Raw genomic sequence first — 24,264 nt, 5'->3', positions numbered from 1 at the left:
GGCACCGACAGTCCGCACGCGGCGTGCCGACCGGTGTGTGGCCGTGCGGTTACGGGGCGACGACGGTGAGCGCGCCGGGCACGCAGGTGGCGGTGACGGGGGTGGTGCCCTGGGATTCGCCGTCGGCGTAGGCGGGCCAGCCGGGGCCGGTTCCGGTTTCGATGCCGGTTTCGATACTCAGTGTCCGGGTGCGCAGGGTGCGGACGGCGGGGTGGTCGAGGTGCGCGCCGGTGCGCAGGCCGGGCAGCAGGCGCAGCAGCTGCAGGCGGCCGGCGGCGCCGATCACGGTGACGTCGAAAAGCCCGTCGTCCGGCGTGGCCTGGGGGCAGATCGGGACGCCGCCGCCGTAGTAGGGGGTGTTGCCGACGGCGATCAGCGTGGCGTCGAGCTCGAGGGTGCCTTCGTCGGTGTGGAGGGTGACGGGGCGGGGGCGGAAGGCAGCGAGCTCGGCGAGGATGGCGACGTCGTAGCGGCGGGGGCCGGAGGGCCAGCGGAGGCTGTTGGCGCGGGCGTTGACGGCGGCGTCGAATCCGGAGCACAGGACCGTGGCGAACCAAGCGCCCTGCTCTCCCGCGCCGCTGCCTTCCGCGCCGCCGAGGCGGCCGAGGTCGAGGGTGCGGCGGGTGCCGGCGCGCAGGGCTTCGGCGAGCTTGTCTGCGGCTGTGAGGGCGTCGGGTGGAGTGCCGAGGGCGCGGGCGAAGTCGTTGCCGGTTCCTGAGGGCACGAGGCCGAGGGCAACGTCGTGGTCGGCGCAGAACTGCACGCCTTGATGCGCGGCGCCGTCGCCGCCGAGGACGATGAGCACGTCGAGACCCTCGGCGTGCGCGGATCGCATGAGGGCTCGGGATTCCTCGACGCTGGTGGCGGTGAGGACGTCGAGCCTTTCGACGGCGAGGCGCAGCCGGGCGGCCACGGCGTCCGCGATCCGGGCCGCGGCTCCGTGGCCGGAGGCCGGGTGGACGGCGAGCGCCGCGGTGAGCCCCATGCGGTGGTGGTTACGTGATGTCGTCGGTCGACTGGCTGCGCGGCGAGGTCACGGGCTCGTCTTCCTCGACGGTGCTCGGCGTGTAGTTGAACGGTGCGGCTTCGTCGTCGTCGAGCTTGTCCCAGCCCTCGTCTTCGCGGATCTTGTCGCGCTTGCGGTCGTGGAAACGCGTGATCTGGATGGCGATCTCGAACAGCACGGTGAGTGCGGCGGCGAGACCGAGCATGGAGAACGGGTCGGAGCCCGGCGTCGCGAACGCGGCGAACACGAACAGCGCGAACAGGATGCCGCGGCGCCACCGCTTGAGCTGCTGGTAGCGGACGACCCCGACGAGGTTGAGCATCACCACGATCAAGGGGAGCTCGAAACTGACGCCGAAGATGAGCAGCAGCGACAGGATGAACGAGATGTACTTGTCCGCGGTCAACGCGGTCACGAACTGGTCCTGGCCGAAGCCTGCCAGCAGCGCCAGCGCGTGCGGCACGAGGAAGTACGCCAGCACGGCACCGGCGGCGAAGAGCACCGAGGCGAAGCCGACGAAGACGAGCGCGTACTTGCGTTCCTTCGTGTAGAGCCCGGGAGCGATGAACGCCCAGAACTGGTACAGCCAGAACGGCGAGAGCAGGACCGCGCCGGCCGCGACGCCGATCTTCAGGCGGACCATGAAGACCTCGAACGGCTGCGTCTGCAGCAGCCGGCACCCGGCCTGGTTGCCACCGAAGCGCTGTTCGGCGGGGATGGCGCAGTACGGGTGGGTCATGATGTCGCCGAGCGACGGGATCGGGCCGAGGTGCTGTTCGAACCAGATCCAGCCGAAGATGCCGCCGATGACGATGAACAGCAGGGCGAACCCGAGCCGGCGCCGGAACTCGTAGACGTGCTCGATGAGTGTCATCGTGCCGTCGGGGTTTCTCCGGCGGCTGCGCCGGCGCCGGTTGCTGGGGCGCGCGCCTGCGCCGTTGGCGGCTTCCGCCACTGGTCGTTCCGTTCTCGTCATAGCCCGCCGGAGCGCGCTGGGTGTTCAGCGCGCTCCGCGGACCGGGGACCGGGTGGGGTGGTCGGGCCTCAGCTGGCGTTCTTCTGCGGCTGCTCGGCCGCCTGCTGCTTCTTCAGCTCGTCGAGCTGGCGCTGGAGGTCGGCGACCTGCTGGTCCTGGGCCGGGGCGGTGGCCTGCGGGAGCTGGCGGGTCTCGACCTGCTCGGCCTCGTCCTTGTGCTCGCCGGTGAGGTCCTTGGTCTCGGCCTTGAAGATCTTCATGGACTTGCCGATGGAGCGGGCGGCGTCCGGAAGCCTCTTGGCCCCGAACAGCAGAACCACGACGAGCACCAGGATGATGATGTGCCACGGCTGCAGCGCGTTCATGGCGGTGGCCTCCTTGTTTCTTTAGTCGTTGCCGATGTTACTGGTTTCCGGTGCGTCGCGGCGCTGCGCCACGGCCACGCGAAGTGCTGCGGACCGGGCGCGGAGGAGTCCGGTCCGGTCCTGGGTGTTCGTAGCCACCATGCTCAGGGTGCGGCGGAACTGGCGCAAGACTCTGATCGTCTGTACTGCCAGGAGAATCAGGACGAGCAGGCCCGCCGCGAGCACTACGTAAGTGGGCAAGTACGACACGTGGGTTACCTTAACGGCCGTAGGTTGACGGTAGGTGACGGGATCGGGCCACCGCGTCGGCCGCTCGTCGTCGAACCGCGTCAGCGAGTGTGACGGGGCTCTCCACCTGCGCGTCTCCGGCGAGTCCGAGGACCAAACGGACCATCCAGGACTCGTCCGCATAGCGCATCCGGATGCGCAGCCGCCCACCGTCGAGTTCGGCGAGTTCTTCACACGGGTAGTACTCCGCGACCCAGCGCGCGTCGGGGTCGAGCACGAGCTCGGCCTCGCACTGGTCGGGCCGCGCTGAGAACACGCCGTCGGACAGGTCGGTGGGCCGCGCGTGGGCCGGGGGCGCGGCGGGTTCGTCGAGCACGGTCAGCTCGTCGATGCGGTCGAGGCGGAACAGCCGGACGTCCTCGACGCGGCGGCACCAGGCTTCGAGGTAGCCGACGGCCTGCACGATGAGCAGCCGCATCGGGTCCACGGTGCGTTCGGTGATCTGGTCCTTGGACGCGGTGTAGTACCGCATCCGCAGGGCGCGCCCGGCCTGTAGCGCGGCCGCGACCTCCTCGCGGGTCTTCGCGGCGCGTTTGCCCTCGCGCACGCCGCCGCCGACCACGACACCGGCCGGCTGGGCCTGGCCCGCGGCGTCCTCGATCTTGGCGATCGAGCGGCGCACGGCGTCGCCGTCGACCACGCCGGGGGTGTCGGCGAGCGCGCGCAGGGCCACGAGCAGCGCGGTGGCCTCGCCGCCGGTGAGGCGCAGGGGGCGGCTCATGCCGGCGTCGTGGGTGACGACGATGGTGTCGCCTTCGAAGGAGAGGTCGATCAGGTCGCCCGGGCCGTAGCCGGGCAGGCCGCACATCCACAGCAGTTCGAGGTCCTTGCGCAGCTGGCGCGGCGTGACGTCGAAGTCGTGGGCGGCCTCGTCGACGCGCACGCCGGGGCGCGCGAGCAGGTAGGGCACGAGCGCGAGCAGGCGCGGCATGCGTTCGGTGGAGCCGCTCATCGGCCGCTCCCCTGCTCGGCGCGGGCGAGGACGGCTTCGAGGCGGTGCTGCACGGATTTGGCGAGCACGTCGGGTTCGAGCACGAGCACGTCGGGTCCCTGGGCGGCGATCCAGTCGGCGGCCGACTCGGGGAAGAACAGGCCGATCTCGATGAGGTCGCCCTCCTCGCCGTCGATCGTGTCGCGGCCGACGACCTCGCCGCGGCGGCGCACGCCGGCGGCGCGCCCGTCCGCGACCCAGAGGCGGGCGGTGGTGACGGGGCTGGATTCCTCGCTGCCGCCGGTGACGGACACGAGCTGCAGCAGCTTCACACCCTCGGGCCGCGTCACCGCGCCGGGCTCGCCGATCGGGGTCACTTTGCCGGTGACGCGGGAGAGCCGGAAGCAGCGGGTCGCGCCGCGGTCGCGGTCGTGCCCGACGACGTACCAGCGAGCGCGCCAGGACACGACTCCCCACGGTTCGAGCTCACGCATGCGGCGTTCCGGGGAGCCGACGCGGCGGTACTCGAAGCGCACGGCCTGGCCGCTCTGCACGGCGGCGAGCAGCGGCCCGAACGCCGGCTCGGCGCGCACGCGGGGTTCGATCACGGTGGGCGCCTGGTCGTCGACCTCGACGCCGGCAGCGCGCAGCTTCACGAGCGCGCCCTGGGCCTGCCCGGTCAGCTCGGGCGAGTCCCACAGGCGCACGGCGAGGCCGACGGCGGCCGCTTCGTCGGGGGCCAGGTCGATCTCACCGAGCTCGTAGTCGCGGCGGGCGATGCGGTAGCCCTCGACGGGGTCGAACGCGGAGTTGCGGCCGGTCTCCAGGGGGATGCCGAGCTCCCGCAGCTCCGTTTTGTCGCGTTCGAACGTGCGGAAGAAGGCCTCGTCGCTGGCCGCGTCGGCGTACCCGGGCACGATTCCGCGAATCCGCTCGGCGGTGAGGTACTGCCGGGTGGACAGCAGGGCGAGCACGAGGTTGACCAGCCGTTCGGCGCGTGCGGTGGACACCCGTACAACCCTAGCTCTCCTCGTCGTCCCCGATCGTGAGGTTCCCCGAACGCGTCGCGACCCTAGCCTGGAACCATGGCTGAACGTGTACTGCTGGTGACCGGAGCGTCGCGAGGGATCGGGGCGGCCACGGCCAGGCGCGCCGTGTCGGCGGGGTTCCGGGTGGCGCTCGTGGCCCGGAAATCCGAGGCCGTGGCCCCGCTCGTGGCCGAGTTCGGCGAGGAAAACGCGCTGGCGCTGGCCGCCGACGTCACCGACTGGCGGGGTGTGTCGGGCGCGGTCGAGGCGACGCTGGCGCGGTTCGGGCGGCTGGACGCGGCTTTCGCGAATGCCGGGATCGGCATGGGCGTGTCGTTCTTCGGCGACGGCGGCGCGGAGCCCGAACAGTGGCGGGAACTGGTGCTGACCAACGTTTACGGTCCCGCGCTCACGGCCCGTGCCGTGCTGCCGGCGTTGGCGGACACGAGCGGTCATCTCGTGCTGACGGGTTCGGTCGCCGGCCGTTACCCGCGCAAGGGGAGCCTGTATTCGGCGACGAAGTGGGCGGTGAGCGGGCTGGCGGCGGGAATCCGGGAGGAGGCCGTCGGCACGGGCGTGCGGGTCACGCTGGTGCAGCCCGGCATCACCGACACCGACATCCTGACGGATGAGCAGCGGCGCAAGCCGAAGCTCGAGGCCGACGACGTCGCCCGCGCGGTGCTCTACGCGCTGGAGCAGCCGCCGTCGGTGGACGTCAACGAGATCATGGTCCGCCCGGCCGGGCAGGTCCTTTAGCGCTCCAGCCGGGCGACGCGGCCGCCGGTGCCGCCGGCCCAGCAGCTGCCCGCGGGCGCGCAGTCGACGGTGTCGAAGCTGCCGGTGTCGAACCGCGTCCAGTGGCGGCCGCCGTCGGGGCTGAGGTCGCTGCCGCCGGGGCCGACGGCGATGACGGAGCCGCCGAGCCACGCGAGCCCGGAGCGGTAGCCCGCGGGGTATTGCGCCGGGGTGCGCCAGGTACGGCCGCGGTCGGCGCTGAGCGCGACGGCCGGGCCGGGCGCCGTGGGGTTCGCGAAGTCCCCGCCGATCGCGACGCCTTGCCACGGCGTGCGGAACGCGAGCGCGAACACGCCGGCGGACGCGCTGCTGGGCAGCGGGGTGTCGGCGACGGTCCAGTGGTGCCCGGCGTCGCCGGTGTGCAGCACCCGGGCGCGGTCCCCGCCGCCCATCGCGAGCCACGCGTCGAACGGCCCGGAGGTGGCCACGCACTGGCCGCTCGCCGCGAAGCCCGCTTCGCCGGGCAGGGCGGGCGGGAATGCGCTGTCGGGGATCTGCCGCCAGGTACGGCCGCCGTCCGCGGTGGCCTGCACGCGGAACTTCCCGTCGACGGGGTCGCTCATCGCGTGACCGCGCCAGGGGTCGAAGAAGGCGAAGCAGTCGTAGAACGCTTTCGGGTCGGGGTTGGCGAACGTCTGGCGCCAGTGCCGGCCGGCGTCGTCGGTGCGGTAGACGCGCGAGTCCTCCCCGGGGCCGATGGAGAGCACCACGGCGTGGTCGGCGTCGAAGGCCTCGATGTCGCGGAACTCCAGCGTCTCCGTGCCGGGCGGCCCGACGGGGCTCCAGGTGCGGCCGCCGTCCGTGGTGCGCAAGACGGTCCCCTGCGTGCCGCTGACCCACGCCACGCGCCCGCTGACGGCCGAAAGCCCCCGGAACTGCGCCGGGAGCCCGGTCGGCGTCAGCCGCCACGACGGGAGCCGCTGAGCCGCGCCCGCCACCCCACCGGCGACCAGCGGCAGCACCGCACCCAGCAGAACCACCAACGTACGCACGAGCCGCATGCGGCCGATCTTGCCGCACCCGGACGGCGACTTTCGTCGGGAACGCCGGATCTGCCAACCGCCCGTCGGGCCCGAGCCGATTGCGCCGGAAATGCCCGAGGGCCGCCTCGCGTGGTGGCGGGGCGACCCTCGGCGGCTGCGGTCCTGGCGGGTTACAGCGAGCTGATCAGACGTTCCACTCGCTCGTCCACCGAGCGGAACGGGTCCTTGCACAGCACGGTGCGCTGGGCCTGGTCGTTGAGCTTGAGGTGGACCCAGTCGACGGTGAAGTCGCGGCCGGCGGCCTGGGCGGCGGCGATGAAGTCTCCGCGGAGCTTGGCACGGGTGGTCTGGGGCGGGGTGTCCTTGGCGGCTTCGATCTCGCCGTCGTCGGTGACGCGCTTGACCAGGCCCTTGCGCTGCAGCAGGTCGAAGATGCCCCGGCCGCGGCGGATGTCGTGGTAGGCGAGGTCGAGCTGGGCGATGCGGGGGCTGGAGAGGTCCAGGTCGTGCTTCGCGCGGTAGCGCTCGACCAGGCGGTGCTTGATGGCCCAGTCGATCTCGGTGTCGATCTTCGCGAAGTCCTGCTGTTCGACGGCCTCCAGGGCGCGGCCCCACAGCTCGACCACCCGCTCGTTGGCGGGGGTGGAGCCATTCTCCTTGAGGTGCTGCACGGCGCGCGCGTGGTACTCGCGCTGGATGTCGAGCGCCGAGGCCTCGCGGCCGCCGGCGAGGCGGACCTGGCGACGGCCGGTCAGGTCGTGGCTGATCTCGCGGATCGCCCGGATCGGGTTGTCGAGGGTGAAGTCGCGGAACTGCACGCCGGCCTCGATCATCTCGAGCACCAGGTTCGCCGACCCGATCTTGAGCATCGTGGTGGGCTCGGCCATGTTCGAGTCGCCCACGATCACGTGCAGGCGCCGGTAACGCTCGGCGTCGGCGTGGGGCTCGTCGCGGGTGTTGATGATGGGGCGCGAGCGCGTGGTGGCGCTGGAGACGCCCTCCCAGATGTGCTCCGCGCGCTGCGAGAGGCAGTACACGGCGCCGCGGGGGGTCTGCAGGACCTTGCCCGCGCCGCAGATGAGCTGGCGGGTCACGAGGAACGGCAGCAGCACGTCGGCGATGCGGGAGAACTCGCCGGCGCGCGTCACGAGGTAGTTCTCGTGGCAGCCATACGAGTTGCCCGCGGAGTCGGTGTTGTTCTTGAACAGGAAGATGTCGCCGCCGATGCCCTCGTCGGCCAGCCGGCGCTCGGCGTCGACCAGCAGGTCCTCGAGGATCCGCTCACCGGCCTTGTCGTGCGTGACCAGCTGCGTGAGGTCGTCGCACTCGGCCGTCGCGTACTCGGGGTGCGAGCCCACGTCGAGGTAGAGCCGGGAGCCGTTGGAGAGGAAGACGTTCGACGAGCGTCCCCAGGACACGACCCGCCGGAAGAGATACCGCGCGACCTCGTCGGGCGAGAGCCTGCGCTGACCGTGGAAGGTGCACGTGACCCCGAACTCGGTCTCGATGCCAAAGATCCGCCGCTGCATCCCACCAGAGTAGGCGCTGCACCCCCTTGAGCGGTGCGCCGATCGGGCGGCGACACCCGGTCGGTACGTTGCGTGGGGTGAGAAATCGCGCGAATCCGGCGACGGAGCAGCGTGGCCCAGGCCGGACGGAGAAGAGGCCAGCGACGGTGTTGTACCAGCTCAGCCGCCCGTTCCGGAAGGTGGGGCGCTCCGATCGGGCCCTGATCCGCCGTAGCGCGGCCCTGCCGAAGACCCGCGCCGACGATGTTTTGGGCCGGCTTTCGAAATCCGCGAACAAATCGCGCCTGTGGTGGGTCGTGGCCGCCGCACTGGCCACGCGCAAGGGTGCGACGCGCCGGGGAGCGCTGCGCGGGATTGTCGCCATCGCCGGGGCAAGCGCGGCCGCGAACCTGCTCGGCAAGCCGATGTTCCCCCGCCGGCGCCCGGCCGAGGACGAGGTGCCCGAGCACCGGCGGCTGCGCAAGCGGCCCACGTCCTCGTCGTTCCCGTCCGGCCACGCGGCATCGGCGGCCGCGTTCGCCACGGCCGTCGCGATGGAGTCGCCCAAGGCCGGGCTCGTCGTCGCACCGCTGGCGGGCGCGGTCGCGTACTCGCGGGTGCACACCGGCGTCCACTGGCCCAGTGACGTCGGCGCCGGCCTGGTGATCGGCGTCGGGGTCGCCGCCCTGACGAGGCACTGGTGGCCGCTGCACCCCGACGTGCCCGCCCGCACCGCGCACACGGCCGAAGCGCCGGAGATGCGTGACGGCGAGGACATGCTGGCCCTGGTCAACCCGCACTCCGGCGTCGACGGCCAGGACCCGACCGAGGACGTCCGCTACGCCTGGCCCAAGGCCACGCTGCTCTACCCCGACCCGCACCAGGACCTGCGCGACCAGCTCGCGGCCGAGATCGACGCCCGCGGCGGCTCCGTGCGCGCGCTGGGCGTGGCGGGTGGTGACGGCACGGTCGCCGCGGTCGCGTCCGTGGCCGCCGAACGCGGCCTGCCGCTCGCGCTCATTCCCGCGGGCACGCTCAACCACTTCGCCCGTGACGTCGGCGTGCGGTCGATGCCCGACGCCGACGCGGCCACCGAAGCCGGCAACGCGGTCGGCATCGACCTGGGCGAGGTCGAGGTCCACGGCGCGGGCGAAGCGGAGCACCGCTGGTTCGTGAACACCGCGAGCCTCGGCGGATACCCCGAGATGGTCCGGCTGCGCGAGAAGCTGCAGCAGAAGCACCCGAAATGGCCTGCGGCCGCGCTGGCGCTGGCCCGCGTGCTGCGCGGTGCGAAACCGCTGCCGATCCTGCTCAACGACGAACCCGCTGACGTCTGGCTGATCTTCGTCGGCAACGGCACCTACTCCCCCAAGGGCTTCGCGCCGTCGCGGCGCCCGGCGCTGGACACCGGCTTGCTCGACGTGCGCTACCTGCGCGCCGACGTGCCGTACTCCCGCGCCCGGTTCCTGCTCGCGATGGTGACCAACAGCCTCAACGCCAGCCACGTCTACCAGCAGCTGGACGTGCCGGAGCTGCGCGTGAAGCTGCTCGGCGGCAACCGCCGCGTCGCCACCGACGGTGAGGTCGGGCCGCTCGGCAACGAGTTCACCTTCCGCGCCCGCCCCAGCGCCCTGACGATCTACCGCAACCCCGACAACCGGGCTTGACCAGCGCTTTACCCGCTCACAGCGAATCCACAGCACCTCGTCCCTAGCGTGATCACGTCAGGTGCGGGCGACCCTGCCCGCTTCCGTTCACGGCAGGGAACCCCTCGTGCGTTTTTCCTCATGCGATGCCACGCGCCCGGCGGTGCGATCGTGATGCCGCAAGCCGCGGTCGACCCGGTACTGCCGCCCGACATCACGGCACAGGCGCGTGACCTCGGCCCGCTCGAGTCACCGGCGATCTGGCTGACCGCCGCGGGCGCGGCCGTCGCCGTACTCGCCGTGACCATCGTGCTCGGGCACCACCGGCGCGCCCGCCGCTGGGGAACCAGCGGCGCGGTGGTGCTCTTCCTCCTCGCGGCCGTGACCGCCGTGAACAGCTACGTCGGCTACGTCCGCACCCCTGGCGACCTCGGCCGGCTCTTCGAACGCGGCTCCGGCGCGGCCGACGCCGTGGGGATGCTGCTCGACGACGGCGCCGACGAACCCGACGCGCCGGCCGCCACCGCGCAGCGCCACCCCGCGGTGGTGAGCAGCGGGCAACGCGTCGACGTGCTCAGCCTGCCCGACCCCGCCGACACCGTGCCCTCGGGCGAGAACTACGTGATCCTGCCGCCCGGCTACGACGACCCGGCCAACGCCGGCCACCGCTACCCCGTCGTCTACCTGATCCACGGCTACCCCTACGGCGGCCCGCGCGATTGGCTCACCTCCGGCGCCGCGCCCGACGCGCTGCACAACCTCGAAGCCGACCACGTGATCGCCCCGATGATCGTGGTCAGCGTCGACCTCACCGCCGGCGTGCCCAGCAAGGACTGGGAAGGCCTCGACGTCCCCGGCGGCCCGCAGCTCGAGACCTACCTCGCCAAAACCGTCGTCACCGGCGTCGACCACCGCTACCGGACCCTCGCCGACCGCCGCCACCGCGCACTCGGCGGCATGTCCGGCGGCGGGTTCGCCGCCCTCAACACCGGCCTGCACCACCTCGACGAATTCGCCACCCTCGTGATCGCCCTGCCCTACGACGACCTCAACGACTCCATCGGCGTCCTCGACGGCCATCCCTCCGCCATCGCCGCGAACACGCCACGCCACTACCTGCCGACGATGACGTTCACCGCACCGATCTCCGTGCTCCTCGCGGCCGGCACCGGCGCCCCCACCGACGTCGCCACGGCCCACTGCATCGCCGACGCGCTGCACCGCCGCGGCCAGGACGCCGTCGTCCACACCGAACACGGCTTCAACCATACCTGGCACACCGCCCGCGCGACCCTGCCCTACCTCCTGGCCTTCGCCGACCAGAACTTCCGCAGCACGCCGACGTCCTGAACCAGTCCTGAAACGCCGAGTGGGCCGCCCGGAAACCCGGACGGCCCACTCGCACGACCACTTCATTCCGTGGCCGTCACTCCTTGGCGGAGTCACCGTCCGAGTCACCCTCGGCCGGCTTCTCGGCGTCGTCCTTCGCCGGCGCCGCGGGCAGCAACGCATCCAGCGCCGCCCCGGTCAACCGGCGGAACGCCCGCCGCGGCCGCGCCCGATCCAGCACGGCCACCTCGAGCTTGATCTGGTCCGGTTCGGCAGCGGCCGCACCGTTGTTGCCGTTCGACGACGACGCGGACGCCCGCAGGCCCTCGATCGCCGTCGCCAGCGCCGTCGCCAGATCGTGCTCCGGGTCGACGGTGTCCTTCAGCTTCGTGCTGATCGGCTCGGTCTGGCCACCCATCACCACGAACGGCGACTCGTCGAAGATCGACCCGTCGTAAGTCAGCCGGTACAGCTGATCCTCCGACTGATTCGCCCCGACCTCGGCGACACACACCTCCACCTCGAACGGCTTCAGCTGCTCGGTGAAGATGCTGCCCAGCGTCGCGGCATACGCGTTCGCCAGCGCCCGCGCGCTCACGTCACGCCGGTCGTACTGATAGCCCTTCAGGTCCGCATGCCGGATCCCTGCCACCCGCAGGTTCTCGAACTCCGAGTACCGGCCCACCGCGGCGAACCCGATCCGGTCATAGATCTCCGACACCTTGTGCAAGGTCGCCGACGGGTTCTCCGCCACGAACAGCACCCCGCCGGAATACTTCAGCACCACCACGCTCCGGCCGCGCGCGATGCCCTTGCGCGCCAGCTCGGAACGCTCCCGCATCAGCTGCTCGGGAGAGGCATACAACGGCATCGTCACGGTGTCGGCTCCACGTTCTCCGGTGTACCGGCGGTCGAAGGTTCAGCGTTCGGGAAAGTCACCGGTGATCAGCTCGGCCGGTGGTGCGTGCGCTCGGCGCGGCCGGCCACCACGGCCTCCGCCACCGCCGCCGTCTGCTCCGACGGCAGCTGCACCGCACCGGTCTCGGCGGTGATCGTGACAACGCTCGGGAAGATGCGCCGCACCAGGTCCGGCCCACCACTCGCCGTGTCGTCGTCCGCGGCGTCGTACAACGCCTCCACGGCCGCCCGCACCGCGGCGTCGACATCCGCGTCGGGGTCGTACAGCTTCTTCAACGCCGACTTCGCGAACAGCGAACCCGAACCGACACCCGCGTACCCGGCGTTCTCCTCGTAGCGCCCACCGGCGGCGTCGTACGAGATGATCCGGCCGGCGCGCTTCGCGTCCTCGGCCTCCAAGTCATAGCCCACGAACAGCGGCACCACGGCCAGGCCCGCCATCGCCATGTCCAGGTTGGCCTTCACCATCCCGGCCAGCTTGTTCGTCTTGCCGTCCAGCGACAGCGACACACCCTCGATCTTCTCGTAGTGCGCCAGCTCCACCGCGTACAACCGGACCATCTCCACGGCCAGGCCCGCGGTACCCGCGATCCCCACCGCCGAGTACTCGTCCGTGACGTGCACCTTCTCGATGTCCCGGCTCGCGATCAGGTTCCCCGACGTCGCCCGCCGGTCACCCGCGATCAGCACACCCCCGGCGAACGTCAGCGCCACGATCGTGGTCCCGTGCGGCACCGCCAGCTCACCCGCCCCGGACGACGGCACCCGCCGCGCCGGCAACAGCTCAGGCGCCTGCGCCCGCACGAAGTCCGCGAACGACGACGAAGCCGGCGAGAAGTACGAAGCAGGCAGGCCGGGTCCCGAAAAACCCGCCCGAGGGAAGGTGTTGTCCATACGTGCTCTTGGTTCCCATCTGTATCGGCTGAAGAAACAACGCTGAAGCCGCGTGCCGAAGCTGCGCAACCCGAAACCGTGGCGAGGCGAACTCTGCCGCGCCATCCGTCGCCGCGCAGTATGTCGCCCGCACCGCCGAAGTCGCGCAGCGGCACGCCAACCGACAACCGCCCCCGGAAACCCGAGGGCGGCTACCGGCCGCGAACGACTACTCGCCGCCCTTCTGCACGTAGGCGCGAACGAAGTCCTCGGCGTTCTCCTCCAGCACGTCGTCGATCTCGTCGAGGATCGTGTCGACGTCCTCGCCGAGCTTCTCGCGCCGCTCCTGGCCCGCCGCTCCGGTGGCTTCGAACTCCTCGTCGGAGTCTCCACCGCCGTGCTTCTCGATCTTCTCCTGCGCCATATCGCCTCCCGGTGTGGCCGATGATTCCTAGCCTACCCAGCGGCCCCGACATTCGGGGCAACGCCGCGATCCCGATCCGCGGCCCCGTGCCGGTTCGGACTAGTCCGAACCGGTGATCGCCTCGACCAGCTCCTCGGCCGTCGCCGCCGCGTCCAGCAGCTTCCCGACGTGCGCCTTCGTGCCCCGCAGCGGCTCCAGCGTCGGGATCCGCACCAGCGACTCCTTGCCCACGTCGAAGATGACCGAATCCCACGACGCGGCCGCGATCGACGTCGCGTACTTCTCCAGAGCCCGCCCCCGGAAGTACGCCCGGGTGTCCGACGGCGGAGTCGTGATCGCCGCCTGGACCTCCTCCTCCGTGACCAGCCGCTTCATCGACCCACGCGTGACCAGCCGGTTGTACAGGCCCTTCGCCAGCCGCACGTCCGAGTACTGCAAGTCCACCAGCCGCAACCGCGGCGCACCCCACGCCAGCTGGTCCCGCTCCCGATACCCCTCCAGCAGCCGCAGCTTCGCCGGCCAGTCCAGCCGGTCCGCGCACTCCTGCGGATCCCGAGCCAACGCGTCCAGCACCTCGCCCCAGACCCGCAGAACCTCCTTCGACGCCTCGTCCGCACCCGTGCGCTCGAGGTTCGCCGACGCGATCTCGTGGTAGGCGAACTGCATGTCCAGCCCCGAGAACTTCTTCCCGTTCGCCAGCTCGACCTTCGTCTTCAACGTCGGGTCGTGACTGATCTTGTGCACGGCCCGCACCGGCTCGTCCAGCTTCAACTCGTCGAACCGGATCCCCGACTCGATGAGATCCAGGATCAGCGCCGTCGTACCCACCTTCAGGTAGGTCGAATACTCCGACAGGTTCGCGTCACCGACGATGACGTGCAGCCGCCGGTACTTGTCCGCGTCCGCGTGCGGCTCGTCGCGCGTGTTGATGATCCCGCGCTTCAGCGTCGTCTCCAGGCCGACCTCGACCTCGATGTAGTCCGACCGCTGCGACAGCTGGAAACCGGCCTCTTCGCTCTGCTGGCCGATCCCGACCCGCCCCGAGCCCGTCACCACCTGCCGCGACACGAAGAACGGCGTCAACCCGGCGATGATCGCGGTGAACGGCGTCGACCGCGAACACAGATAGTTCTCGTGCGTGCCGTAGCTCGCACCCTTGCCGTCCACGTTGTTCTTGTAAAGCTGCAACGGCGGCTGACCCGGCACGGACGCCGCCTTCAGCGCCGCCTCCTCCATCACCCGCTCGCCGGCCTTGTCCCAGATCACCGCGTCCCGCGCGTTCGTGACCTCAGGCGCCGAATACTCCGGGTGCGCGTGGTCCACATACAGGCGCGCACCGTTCGTCAAAATGACGTTCGCGGCGCCCAGATCCTCCACGTCCGGGTCGTGCCCCGGCCCACCCGGACCCGTCAAGTCGAACCCGCGCGCGTCGCGCAACGGCGACTCCACCTCGTAGTCCCACCGGGCCCGGCGAGCCCGCGGAATGTCAGCAGCCGCCGCGTAGGCGAGCACCACCTGAGTCGAGGTGAGCACCGGGTTCGCCGTGGCGTCCCCGGGCACGGCGATGCCGTACTCGACTTCGGTTCCCATGATCCGACGCATACCCACCACCCTACGGGGTAAGGCCGTGCGACGATGCCCCCATGCCAGGCAGTGACGAACTCGTTGCCCTCTATGACCGCACCGGCCACGTCGTGGGCCAGGCCCCCCGCTCCCGCGTCCGCGCCGAAGGACTGTGGCACGCCGCCGGCGTGGTGCTCGTCCGTTCGGGCGACGGCGAATCCGTGTACGTCCACCTCCGCACCGCGGACAAGGACATCTTCCCGTCCACCTGGGACTGCTGGGCCGGCGGAGTCGTCGCCGCAGGCGAAACCCCCGCCGACTGCGCCCGCCGCGAGCTCGCCGAAGAACTCGGCGTCCACGGAGTGGAACCGGAACCCCTGTTCACCAAGATCTACGACAACGGCACCGTCCACTGCCACAACTTCGCCTACGAAGTCCGCTGGGACGGCCCCATCCACCACCAGGCCGAAGAAATCGTCGAAGGCCGCTGGCTCCCCCTGACCGAACTGCGCGCCTGGGTCGACGACCCCGAAAGCCCCTTCATCCCCGACGGCCGCGAAGGCGTCCAGGAGTGGTTCCGCCGCTACTGCTGAGCAACCAGCTTCGCCACGACCTTCGGCAGCAACCGCTTCGCCGCGTCCGCCGCCCGTGCCGGCGTGCTCGCCGCGACGCTCAACGCCGACACCAGCTCACCCTTCGCCACCAGCACCGTGCAGGTCGCCCCGTCGCACCACGCCCGCTGCTGCGAAACACCCGGCTGCGGCGCGATCGTCAGCACCTGACCGGCACAATCCGCAGCGGCCACCACATCCGCACCCGACCCACCCGCGTACGCCGTGACCTCGTGCGTGATCCCCGAACCACTCGGGTACACCCAGCTCGCCGACCGCCGCTCCCCCTGAGCCAACCCCGACAAGCACCCCGACGCCTTCCCCGGCCCGGGCGCCACGCCCTCCTCCGCAACGTCCTCATCGGACAGCAACGCGGTCGAAGCCGCCCCAGCGGCCAGAATCCGAGGATCGGGCGCGGCGGACGTGGGAGAACTCGGCGGCGCGGCAGGCGGCGGAATCACCGGCGCGGACGACGTCGCGTCGTTCACCGGCGTCGGATCGTCGTAGTACGTCTCGAGATCGTTGGGCCGGTTGCCGCACGCGGACGTGAGCCCTACGAGCGCGACCGCCGCCACCGCGAGCACCTGCCGATGACGCACCTGCCGCCCCTCCGGAAGATCCGAGAACCGCGGCCCACCCGCCAGGCCCGCGCTGCAGCGAGGGTAGTGCAGCCCCTCAGTCCCACCCGAGGTGGGACCGGTGCCGCCAGTACTCCTCCGGCGACTCCGCCAGAGCCGCCAACTCGGCCACCTCGTCCGCAGTCAGCGAAACCCGGGTGGCCGCCAGGTTCGCGGCCAGCTGCGCAGTGCTCGACGGACCCACCAGCGCCGCCGAAACCCAGTCGTTCGCCAGTACCGCCGCCACCGCGACCGCGTCCGGACCCACCCCGTGCGCGGCGGCGATGCGCGCGAGCGGCGCGGGCGCCTCCACGGCCAACCGCCCGTTGGCCAGCGTCTCCTTGACCAGCACCCGTTTCCCCGCCGCCCGCGCCTGGGCGAGCGCCCCGCCGACCGACGGCTCCAGGACGTTCCAAGTGGACTGCACCGACGAGAACACCGGCCGCCCCGCCGCTTCCAGCTCGAACGCGCGCAGCACAGCGTCCGCCTGCGCCGGCCCGGACGTGGAGAACCCGACCTCGACGCCCTGATCGGACAATCCCGCCAGCGCTTCGATCAGCGCAGCGTCGGAGAACAAGGAACTGTCCACAGTGAGCGAATGCACCTGGTACAGGCTCACTTGGTCGGCCAGCAGGGCCCGCGTCTCGGCCCACTGCTCGGCGAACCGCGCCGCCGAGTGCTCCTTGACCTCGTGCACCGGCGCGTCGAGCCGCCACTCGCCGACGTAGCGGTAGCCCCACTTGCTCGACACCGTCACGTCGGTGTGGCCGGTCTCCGCGAGCCAGCTCGCGAGGAAGTCCTCGGCCAGCCCGTAGGAACGCGCGACGTCGACCCAGCGCACGCCCGCCGCGTAGGCCGCGTCGAGCACCTCGTGGGTCGCGGCACGCATCGCCGGCACGTCCCGCGTCCCCGGCAGCTCCCGGCCCAGGTTGATGTACGCGGGCCGGCCGAGAGCGGCGAGCCCGACCGCGATGCGCTCCATTCGGTGTCCTTGTCTGTGCGGGTTTTGTGTGGTGACGCGAATGCATTGCCGGGTACGGATTTTTTCTCCAACAGCCAGATGTATAGGTCGTTATACGGATTGTTTGTGCCGGAGGATGGCGAGCCATTGTCCGGAGTTCTGGGCTTGGCGGTGGAGTTTTTCCAGCCGGGCGGCGGGCGCTCGGACGTAGCCTTTGCCGAAGACCGGGGCGATCTGGCGGAGGCTGGCGCCTTCCTCGCGGGCGGCGAGCAGAGCCCAGTCTGACGCGTCGGCGCAGGCGGCGGACGCGCGGCGCAGCTCCCCCAGCAGGTCGATGAGGTCGTTGGCGTTCAGCTCCCCCGCTTGGACGGCGGCCGCGGTCGTCTCCAGCCAGGTGAGGACGTCGGCTTCGGTGATCGGGGCGCGCGGGCGCGGAGTGTCGTCGGTGCTCACAGCCAGGAAGTATAGGGCGTTATACACCAGACTTGAGCGAGATGGCCGAAAAGCGCTGGCCTCCCGGCGTGGCGAACCCCTTGACTGACCACGAGCAGGCGGCGATCAGGAGGGTCATGAGCGGGCGGTTCGGCGTCAGTGCGCGGTTTGTCGCGCTGGCGGTGGTGTGGGGCGCGAGTTTTCTCTTCATCAAGGTCGGGCTGGAGGGCCTCTCCCCTGCCCAGGTGGCGTTCGCGCGGGTCGGGTTCGGCGCGCTCGCCCTGGCGGTGGTCCTCGTGGTGCGCCGCCGGCCCCTCCCCCGCGACCGCGCGCTGTGGGGTCACCTCGCCGTGGTGTCGGTGCTGTTGTGCGTCGCGCCGTTCCTGCTGTTCTCGTGGGCCGAGCAGTACATCTCGTCCGGGCTGGCCAGCATCTTCAACGCGACCACGCCGTTGCTGACGATGCTGTTCGCCGCGGCGGCCCTGCCGGCCGAGCGCCTCACCGCCGCGCGCGTCTCGGGGCTGCTGCTGGGGTTCGCGGGTGTGCTGACGCTCGTCGGCGTGTGGCAGGGCGTGGACCTGTCGCACGAGCTCACGGCCCAGCTGGCGTGTCTGGGCGCCACGACGTGCTACGGCGCGGCTTTTGTGTACCTGCGCCGGTTCGTGTCGCCGCGGGGCGCGGATCCGGTGGTGGTCGCGTTCGGACAGGTCGGGTCGGCGACCGTGCTGCTGGCCCTGCTGTCGCCGCTCATCGCGGCGCAGCCGATGCACCTGAGCGTGGCCGTGGTGGTGAGCATGCTCGCCCTCGGTGTACTCGGGACGGGCATCGCGTACGTGTGGAACACACGCGTAGTAGCGGCCTGGGGCGCGGCGCACGCCTCGTCGGTGACTTACCTCACACCGGTGGTCGGGGTGGTGCTCGGCGTCCTCGTGCTGCACGAGCCCGTGCACTGGAACGAACCCGCCGGCGCCGTCCTGGTGGTCCTCGGAATCCTGGCATCGCACGGCAAGCTCACGCCGCGCCGCCGTGTGGTGCAGGTGCAAGGCGCGAACGAAAGCGTGGGGCCACCGGCGAACCGGTAGCCCCACGTCTCGAAACGACTTCTACAGGTACTGACCCGTGTTCGTGGCGGTGTCGATCGCCCGCCCCGAGTCCTGGTTCTTGCCGGTGACGAGCGTGCGGATGTAGACGATCCGCTCGCCCTTCTTGCCCGAGATCCGGGCCCAGTCGTCCGGGTTCGTGGTGTTCGGCAGGTCCTCGTTCTCCGCGAACTCGTCGACGATCGCGTCCAGCAGGTGCTGCACACGCAAGCCGGGCTGCTGCGTCTCCAGCACGGACTTGATGGCCGATTTCTTCGCCCGGTCCACGATGTTCTGGATCATCGCGCCCGAGTTGAAGTCGCGGAAGTACAGGACTTCCTTGTCCCCGTTGGCGTAGGTCACCTCGAGGAACCGGTTTTCGTCGCTCTCCTCGTACATGCGCTCGACCGTGTGCTGGATCATCGCGTCGAACGTGGCCTTCTGGTCCCCGCCGAACTCCGCCAGGTCGTCGGCGTGGATCGGCAGGCCTTCGGCCAGGTACTTGGAGAAGATGTCCTTCGCGCCTTCGGCGTCCGGACGCTCGATCTTGATCTTCACATCGAGCCGGCCCGGCCGCAGGATCGCCGGGTCGATCATGTCCTCACGGTTGGAGGCGCCGATGACGATGACGTTCTCCAGCCCTTCCACACCGTCGATCTCCGACAGCAGCTGCGGCACGATCGTGGTCTCCACGTCGGAGGACACGCCCGAACCACGGGTGCGGAAGATGGAGTCCATCTCGTCGAAGAACACGATGACAGGAGTGCCCTCGGAGGCCTTCTCCCGTGCCCGCTGGAAGATCAGGCGGATGGACCGCTCGGTCTCGCCGACGAACTTGTTGAGCAGCTCGGGACCTTTGATGTTCAGGAAGTAGGACTTCCCGTCCGCCTTGTCGCCCCGTGCCTGCGCGACCTTCTTGGCCAGGGAGTTGGCCACCGCCTTGGCGATGAGCGTCTTCCCGCAGCCCGGAGGCCCGTAGAGCAGCACACCCTTCGGCGGCCGCAGCTGGTATTCCTGGTAGAGATCGGCGTGCAGGAACGGCAGCTCCACCGCGTCGCGGATCTGCTCGATCTGCCTGCTCAGGCCACCGATGTCCTCGTAGCGGACGTCGGGCACCTCCTCCAGCACCAGGTCCTCGACCTCGGCCTTCGGCACGCGTTCGTACGCGTACCCGACCTTCGTGTCCACGAGCAGCGAGTCGCCCGGCTTGAGCGGCTGCTCGGCCAGCGGTTCGGAGAGCAGGACGACCCGCTCCTCGTCCGCGTGCCCCACCACGAGGGCACGGGGCACGCCGCCCTCGTCCTCGGGTGCGAGCACCTCACGCAGTGCGCACACCTCGCCGGTGCGCTCGAAATCGCCGCCTTCGACGACGGTGAGTGCCTCGTTGAGACGCAGCGCCTGACCACGGCGCAGCGACGAGATCTCCACGGCCGGCGACACCGAGACCCGCATCTTGCGGCCCGCGGTGAAGACGTCCACCGTGTTGTCCTCGTACGAGGTGACGAAGACCCCGTAGCCGCTCGGCGGCTGAGCCAGCCTGTCGACCTCTTCGCGGAGGGCGAGCAGCTGACCACGCGCCTCGCGCAGGGTCTCGACCAGTTTCGTGTTGCGCTCGGTGAGCTGGCTCACCCGTTCGGACGCCTCGGCGAGGCGCTGTTCGAGAACTCGGTTCTGCCGCGGCGAATCGGTGAGTTTGCGACGCAAGAGCGCCACTTCCTCCTCGAGAAAACGGATCTGCCGGGCTTGTTGTTCCGCCGTCTGCCCAGCTCCGCCTGTTGCTGAAGGGTCGGCCTCCTCGCGCCGACCTCCGGGAAGGTCATGATGCATCGGGCACCTCCTCGGAGTGCTTTTCATTCCACGGTACCGGCGATCACCGACAATAAAAGGCCTTTCCGCATCACAAGATCGGCGCGTCGCGATTTCCGCACCCGCTCAGCACGGTCGTCACGGATGCGCAAGCGGCCGATTCGGTGCCCGGACACCGGAGGCCGTCACGCCGTGTTCACCAGGCGAAAGCGAGCACGGTGCAGGTACCCTCGGCCGCCGCCGCCAACCCTGGTTTCGCCGGATTCCGGCCTGAGCGCACGGATCCCGGGTGGCCTGGCTAGCATCGCCCGGGGTTCACCTCACCCGGTGGCCAGGTCGGCACGCGAAGGAACACTAGGGGGCACCACACATGACCTACCCGCCGCAGCAGCCCGGTGGTCACGGCCAGCAGGGCGGTGGCTACGGAGGTTACGGGCAGCAGCCGAATCCCTACGGACAGTCCCAGCAGGGCCCAGGTCAGCCCCCGTCCGGCCCTCAGCAGCAGCCCGGCTACCCCGGCGGGCAGCCCTACGGCGGGCAGCCGCAGCCGGGCACCTGGCCCCCACAGGGCGGGTACCCGCAGTCCGGTCCGCAGCAGCAGCCGGGCTACCCGGCTCAGCAGCCCCCGCCCTTCGGGCAGCAAGATCCGTACTCCCAGCCACCGCAGTACGGCCAGCAAGATCCCTACCAGCCCCACGGCGGGCCCCAGCAGTACGGGCAGCAAGATCCGTACCAGCAGGGCGGAACGCAGCAGTTCGGGCAGCCGGAGGGCCAGCAGCAGGGCGGTTTCGGCGATCAGTACGGCCAACCGGGTGGTTATCAGTCCTTCGGCGGCTACAACGAGCAGCCTCCGAAGAAAAAGAAGACCGGCCTGATCGTCGGGATCGCCGTCGGCGTCGTGGTCGTGGTGGGTGCCGCGATCGGTCTCGTCATCGGGCTTTCGGGTGACGACAAGGACAAAACCGACACCGCAGCCCCGCCGGCGCCCCCGGCCGTGAGCAGCCCGGGCGGGGGCCTGCCGAACACCGGCGTGCCGACCCGGCCCAGCACGAGCACCGGTTCGACCCCGTCGACGCGTTCGGCCTCCGGCAGCAACTCGCCCGCACCCGGCGGGAAGCAAAGCGCGCAGGAGCTGTTCCAGGCCGCCGCGGACGACTTCACAAGCGGCGACGGTGCCGCCCTCGCCGGACTGGCCTGCCGCAGCCTCTACAACGGTGGCGCCGTGGACATCCCGACCACCCAGATCCAGCTCACGGGCGCCGCACAGGAGAACGGCGACACTGCGTCCGTGCGGTACAAGGCCACGCAGGGCGCGAGAACGGCGAACGGGACGATGACCTCGAAGCGCGAGGCCGGCGTCTGGTGCCTGGTCGACGCCCAGGCGGACAAGCAGTGAGACCCCGGCGGTGAGTGGCAGACTCACCGCCGGGCTCGTCGTGCTCGGCGCTCTCGTGGCCGGCGCGGTGCTCGGCCTGGTGCTGGTCGCACCGGCCGGGCCCTCACCGCCACCGCCTGCCGCGACTTCCCAGCCGGCGAGCGTCCCCTCGTTTTCCTCGCCCGCGAGCGACGCGGACGTCGCCGCGACGAACGTGCTCGCCAACGCCATCGTCGACGCCATCAAGCGCGGCGACGCCACGGAGTTCGGCCGGCTCACGTGCGAACCGCAGACTTCCCAGGCACTGGCCGAACTGCAGTCGAAGTGGGACGCGGCGGGACCGCTCACCGTGACCCTGGCGAGGCCGCCGAACGTGGCCGGGGACTCGGCCGGCGTCACCGTGCACGTGGAAGGCCCGGGCGGGCGCAAGGACACGCCGTTCCCGATGCACCGGGAACGCGGCCGGTGGTGTGTGCCGGGCTAGGCCTCAGCCCTTGCCCTTCGCGGGCCGGCGCGACACGCGCGGGGACACCGTGCCGTCTGCCAGCCGGCGCGCGGTGAGCAGGAACGCCGTGTGCGCCACCATCCGGTGGTCCGGCCGCACCGCGAGGCCGACGACGTGCCACGGGCGCATCAGCGTCTCCCACGACTCCGGTTCGGTCCAGCACTGCTGTTCCCGCAACGACTCCGTCACACGGGAAAGCTGTGTGACGGTCGCCACATACACCGTGAGGACGCCGCCCGGCACGAGGTGCGCGGCGACGTTCGGCAGCTGGTCCCACGGCGCGAGCATGTCGAGCACGACCCGGTCGACCTCGCCGGTGTGCGTGGCCAGGTCGGCGACGGTGAGCGTCCAGTTGTCCGGCTTCTCGCCGAAGAACTTCACGACGTTGCGCTCGGCGTGCTCCGCGTGGTCGTCGCGGATCTCGTAGGAGGACACGTGCCCGGCCGGGCCGACGGCGCGCAGCAGCGAGAGCGTCAGCGCGCCCGAGCCGGCACCGGCTTCGAGGACGCGCGCGCCCGGGAAGATGTCGCCCCACATCACGATCTGCGACGCGTCCTTGGGGTAGATAACCTGGGCGCCGCGCGGCATGGAGAGCACGTAGTCCGGCAGCAGGGGCCGCAGCGCGAGGTAGTTGCTGCCGCCGGCCGAGGTCACCACGGAGCCCTCGGGGAGCCCGATCAGCTCGTTGTGCGCGAGCGCACCGCGGTGGGTGTGGTACTCCCCGCCCTCGGCGAGCGTGAGGGTGTAGTGCCGGCCCTTCGAGTCCGTCAACTGAACCCGGTCTCCTGCGCGAAACGGTCCGCTGACCGACAACTTCTTCCTCCACCTCACACGCGAAACGCTGGCGTCAGATCCTCGCAGGTCGTCCGCGCGGGCCGCCGGTCGGGTGCACTCTCAGTGAGCGTGGCGGCCGCGCACGAACGCAGCCCGGAGGTCTTCGCGGCGCAGCACGCCGGCGGGGCGGCCCTCGTCGTCGACCACGAGGAACTGCCACGCGGGGGTTTCGCGCACGCGTTCGGCGATCTCCTCCCCCGGTTCGGAGGCCAGCAGTACCGTCTCGGCACGGATCGGCTCGGCCGCGAGCTCCGCCGGGGCGTGCGGGTGGGTCCCGGCCAGCTGTTCGGCGGCCTGCTCGTCGAGCAGCCCCGCGGCGACCCCGTCGGCGCGCACCAGGACGACCCCGCGGCCGGCCGAGGCGGCCAGCGCGTCGGACACCGGGCTTTCCGCGGGCAGCTGCAGAACGGGGCGGACCAGCTCGGTCAGCTCGAGGCCGTCGGGCCAGCTGCGCCGGGCTTCGGCCGCGAGCTCCGCACGGGCGCCGAGGATCACGAACCACGCCGTGACCACGCAGACGCCGAGCCGCAGCCAGCGGTCCTCGCTCTGGGTGGCCAGGCCCCACAGCGCCCACACGATCAGGCCCGTTGCGACCACCGCGCCCCCGGCCACGGCGGCGCGTGTGCCCTTGGCGCGCAGCCCCGTCGCGGCCCAGACGCCGGCCCGCACGAGGCGGCCGCCGTCGAGCGGCAGCCCGGGAAGCAGGTTGAACACGCCCACCGCGAAGTTCGCCACGGCGCACTCCGCGACCAGCAGCCACACCGCACCGTCAGGCGGCACAGCGAGCATCAGCAGGGCACAGAACCCGCCCAGCACCAGCGAGACCGCCGGCCCGGCCGCGGCCACCAGCCCTTCCTGCCCGGGCCGGCGCGGCGTTCGCGCCACCTCGGACAGCCCGCCGAGCAGAAACAGCCGCAGCCGCCGCACAGGAATCCCCAACCGCAGCGCCACGAGGCAGTGCCCTAGCTCGTGCGCGAGCACCGACAGCCCCAGCAGCACCGCGAACGCGGCCGCCAGCAGCCACGACGTGGGCGTCGACGCGTCCGGCAGCAGCCGCCCCACCAGCGGCGCGTACAGCACCACGATGATCAGCGACCCGATCCACCACGACGGCGCCAGCAGCACCGGCACCCCGGCCACCCGGAACAGCAGCAGCCCGCCGTCGCCGGGCGTGGCGCGCCGGGACGGCCCGGCACCGTGCTGTCGGGTCGCGGCCATGCGGGCAAGAGTAGGGGTCAAGGTGTGGGAAGGGAGTGACCTGTGTCCGTGTCCTTGGCCCTGGCTCCGCCGGGCCGGGCGAGATCGCTGTGTTTTCTGCCCGGCTTCGCAGGGGCGTGCGAGATCGCCTTTGAGCCGGCTTCCGGATTGGGGGGGGCGGTGGGTCCGGCGGGGGGCCGATCCCCCCCAATCC

The 24,264-nt window shown here is 71.0% G+C and carries 25 protein-coding genes; 7 read left to right on the top strand and 18 right to left on the bottom strand.

Annotated features, from left to right (window positions below):
- Nucleotides 1-49: 49 nt before the first annotated feature.
- From AB0M56_RS25010 to AB0M56_RS24985, 6 genes are all read right to left on the bottom strand, one after another.
- Nucleotides 50-985, bottom strand: a complete 936-nt coding sequence (locus AB0M56_RS25010) for a YegS/Rv2252/BmrU family lipid kinase (RefSeq protein ID WP_364180070.1) — start codon at nucleotides 983-985, stop codon at nucleotides 50-52.
- A gap of 10 nt (nucleotides 986-995) precedes the next feature.
- A complete protein-coding gene (tatC, locus tag AB0M56_RS25005) occupies nucleotides 996-1,961 on the bottom strand; it encodes a twin-arginine translocase subunit TatC (protein WP_364180068.1) in 966 nt (321 codons plus the stop codon).
- A gap of 89 nt (nucleotides 1,962-2,050) precedes the next feature.
- Nucleotides 2,051-2,347: a Sec-independent protein translocase subunit TatA gene (gene tatA / locus AB0M56_RS25000; protein ID WP_364180066.1), complete on the bottom strand. Its 297-nt coding sequence runs from the start codon at nucleotides 2,345-2,347 to the stop codon at nucleotides 2,051-2,053.
- 21 nt (nucleotides 2,348-2,368) lie between these two features.
- Nucleotides 2,369-2,596: a bacteriophage holin gene (locus AB0M56_RS24995; RefSeq protein ID WP_364180064.1), complete on the bottom strand. Its 228-nt coding sequence runs from the start codon at nucleotides 2,594-2,596 to the stop codon at nucleotides 2,369-2,371.
- A gap of 10 nt (nucleotides 2,597-2,606) precedes the next feature.
- Nucleotides 2,607-3,587, bottom strand: a complete 981-nt coding sequence (locus AB0M56_RS24990) for a WYL domain-containing protein (RefSeq protein WP_220240771.1) — start codon at nucleotides 3,585-3,587, stop codon at nucleotides 2,607-2,609.
- On the bottom strand, nucleotides 3,584-4,576 hold the full coding sequence (locus AB0M56_RS24985; protein ID WP_364180061.1) for a WYL domain-containing protein: 993 nt from the start codon (nucleotides 4,574-4,576) through the stop codon (nucleotides 3,584-3,586). The genes AB0M56_RS24990 and AB0M56_RS24985 overlap by 4 nt, the downstream gene beginning before the upstream one ends.
- A 75-nt stretch (nucleotides 4,577-4,651) precedes the next feature.
- Here AB0M56_RS24985 and AB0M56_RS24980 point away from each other — a divergent pair, with 75 nt between their 5' ends.
- Nucleotides 4,652-5,350 (top strand): SDR family oxidoreductase, encoded by a 699-nt coding sequence (locus AB0M56_RS24980; protein WP_364180059.1) that lies wholly within the window; start codon nucleotides 4,652-4,654, stop codon nucleotides 5,348-5,350.
- Here the strand turns inward: AB0M56_RS24980 and AB0M56_RS24975 are convergent.
- On the bottom strand, nucleotides 5,347-6,381 hold the full coding sequence (locus tag AB0M56_RS24975) for an oxidoreductase (protein ID WP_364180204.1): 1,035 nt from the start codon (nucleotides 6,379-6,381) through the stop codon (nucleotides 5,347-5,349). The two genes, AB0M56_RS24980 and AB0M56_RS24975, sit on opposite strands and share 4 nt — an antisense overlap.
- Before the next feature lie 161 nt (nucleotides 6,382-6,542).
- Nucleotides 6,543-7,901: a Pup--protein ligase gene (gene pafA, locus AB0M56_RS24970; RefSeq protein WP_220240774.1), complete on the bottom strand. Its 1,359-nt coding sequence runs from the start codon at nucleotides 7,899-7,901 to the stop codon at nucleotides 6,543-6,545.
- A gap of 146 nt (nucleotides 7,902-8,047) precedes the next feature.
- On the opposite strand from pafA, the gene AB0M56_RS24965 reads away from it, so the two are divergent.
- The gene (locus tag AB0M56_RS24965) at nucleotides 8,048-9,547 is read left to right on the top strand and encodes a phosphatase PAP2 family protein (RefSeq protein ID WP_364180057.1); all 1,500 of its coding nucleotides are present in this window, start codon (nucleotides 8,048-8,050) and stop codon (nucleotides 9,545-9,547) included.
- Between the two features lie 153 nt (nucleotides 9,548-9,700).
- On the top strand, nucleotides 9,701-10,876 hold the full coding sequence (locus AB0M56_RS24960; protein WP_364180055.1) for an alpha/beta hydrolase-fold protein: 1,176 nt from the start codon (nucleotides 9,701-9,703) through the stop codon (nucleotides 10,874-10,876).
- Between the two features lie 76 nt (nucleotides 10,877-10,952).
- Here the strand turns inward: AB0M56_RS24960 and prcA are convergent, their stop codons facing one another.
- The 4 genes from prcA to dop form a co-directional block, all read right to left on the bottom strand.
- The gene (gene prcA, locus AB0M56_RS24955; RefSeq protein ID WP_364180053.1) at nucleotides 10,953-11,732 is read right to left on the bottom strand and encodes a proteasome subunit alpha; all 780 of its coding nucleotides are present in this window, start codon (nucleotides 11,730-11,732) and stop codon (nucleotides 10,953-10,955) included.
- Between the two features lie 68 nt (nucleotides 11,733-11,800).
- Nucleotides 11,801-12,667, bottom strand: coding sequence for a proteasome subunit beta (gene prcB / locus AB0M56_RS24950; RefSeq protein ID WP_364048730.1), 867 nt, complete (start codon nucleotides 12,665-12,667; stop codon nucleotides 11,801-11,803).
- A gap of 208 nt (nucleotides 12,668-12,875) precedes the next feature.
- Entirely contained in the window at nucleotides 12,876-13,070 is a 195-nt protein-coding gene (locus tag AB0M56_RS24945; RefSeq protein ID WP_220240779.1) for a ubiquitin-like protein Pup, read from the bottom strand.
- Nucleotides 13,071-13,169: 99 nt separating this feature from the next.
- A complete protein-coding gene (dop, locus tag AB0M56_RS24940) occupies nucleotides 13,170-14,672 on the bottom strand; it encodes a depupylase/deamidase Dop (protein WP_364180051.1) in 1,503 nt (500 codons plus the stop codon).
- Nucleotides 14,673-14,713: 41 nt separating this feature from the next.
- Between dop and AB0M56_RS24935 the strand changes: the two genes are divergently transcribed.
- Entirely contained in the window at nucleotides 14,714-15,226 is a 513-nt protein-coding gene (locus AB0M56_RS24935) for an NUDIX domain-containing protein (RefSeq protein ID WP_364180049.1), read from the top strand.
- Here the strand turns inward: AB0M56_RS24935 and AB0M56_RS24930 are convergent.
- From AB0M56_RS24930 to AB0M56_RS24920, 3 genes are all read right to left on the bottom strand, one after another.
- A complete protein-coding gene (locus AB0M56_RS24930) occupies nucleotides 15,217-15,843 on the bottom strand; it encodes a hypothetical protein (RefSeq protein WP_364180047.1) in 627 nt (208 codons plus the stop codon). The two genes, AB0M56_RS24935 and AB0M56_RS24930, sit on opposite strands and share 10 nt — an antisense overlap.
- A 76-nt stretch (nucleotides 15,844-15,919) precedes the next feature.
- Entirely contained in the window at nucleotides 15,920-16,843 is a 924-nt protein-coding gene (locus AB0M56_RS24925; RefSeq protein WP_364180045.1) for an aldo/keto reductase, read from the bottom strand.
- A 90-nt stretch (nucleotides 16,844-16,933) separates the two neighbouring features.
- Nucleotides 16,934-17,275 (bottom strand): hypothetical protein, encoded by a 342-nt coding sequence (locus AB0M56_RS24920; RefSeq protein WP_364180043.1) that lies wholly within the window; start codon nucleotides 17,273-17,275, stop codon nucleotides 16,934-16,936.
- Nucleotides 17,276-17,391: 116 nt separating this feature from the next.
- On the opposite strand from AB0M56_RS24920, the gene AB0M56_RS24915 reads away from it, so the two are divergent.
- Nucleotides 17,392-18,336 carry a DMT family transporter gene (locus tag AB0M56_RS24915; protein ID WP_364180041.1) on the top strand — a complete coding sequence of 315 codons (945 nt, stop codon included), beginning with the start codon at nucleotides 17,392-17,394 and terminating at the stop codon, nucleotides 18,334-18,336.
- A gap of 21 nt (nucleotides 18,337-18,357) precedes the next feature.
- Here AB0M56_RS24915 and arc read toward each other — a convergent pair whose 3' ends face one another.
- Complete coding sequence (gene arc, locus AB0M56_RS24910; protein ID WP_364180039.1) at nucleotides 18,358-20,160, bottom strand: proteasome ATPase; 1,803 nt, start codon at nucleotides 20,158-20,160, stop codon at nucleotides 18,358-18,360.
- Nucleotides 20,161-20,509: 349 nt separating this feature from the next.
- On the opposite strand from arc, the gene AB0M56_RS24905 reads away from it, so the two are divergent.
- On the top strand, nucleotides 20,510-21,535 hold the full coding sequence (locus AB0M56_RS24905; RefSeq protein ID WP_364180037.1) for a hypothetical protein: 1,026 nt from the start codon (nucleotides 20,510-20,512) through the stop codon (nucleotides 21,533-21,535).
- A 10-nt stretch (nucleotides 21,536-21,545) separates the two neighbouring features.
- Complete coding sequence (locus AB0M56_RS24900) at nucleotides 21,546-21,998, top strand: hypothetical protein (RefSeq protein WP_364180035.1); 453 nt, start codon at nucleotides 21,546-21,548, stop codon at nucleotides 21,996-21,998.
- A 3-nt stretch (nucleotides 21,999-22,001) separates the two neighbouring features.
- Here the strand turns inward: AB0M56_RS24900 and AB0M56_RS24895 are convergent, their stop codons facing one another.
- Nucleotides 22,002-22,832: a tRNA (adenine-N1)-methyltransferase gene (locus AB0M56_RS24895; protein WP_364180202.1), complete on the bottom strand. Its 831-nt coding sequence runs from the start codon at nucleotides 22,830-22,832 to the stop codon at nucleotides 22,002-22,004.
- Nucleotides 22,833-22,913: 81 nt separating this feature from the next.
- Nucleotides 22,914-24,071 carry a M50 family metallopeptidase gene (locus AB0M56_RS24890; RefSeq protein WP_364180033.1) on the bottom strand — a complete coding sequence of 386 codons (1,158 nt, stop codon included), beginning with the start codon at nucleotides 24,069-24,071 and terminating at the stop codon, nucleotides 22,914-22,916.
- Nucleotides 24,072-24,264 lie beyond the last annotated feature (193 nt).

Origin of the sequence: Amycolatopsis sp. NPDC051372 (assembly GCF_040682095.1) — a bacterium.
GTDB lineage: Bacteria > Actinomycetota > Actinomycetes > Mycobacteriales > Pseudonocardiaceae > Amycolatopsis.
Note: the sequence above shows the minus strand (reverse complement) of the source record. Positions and strands in the feature narration are given on the sequence as shown.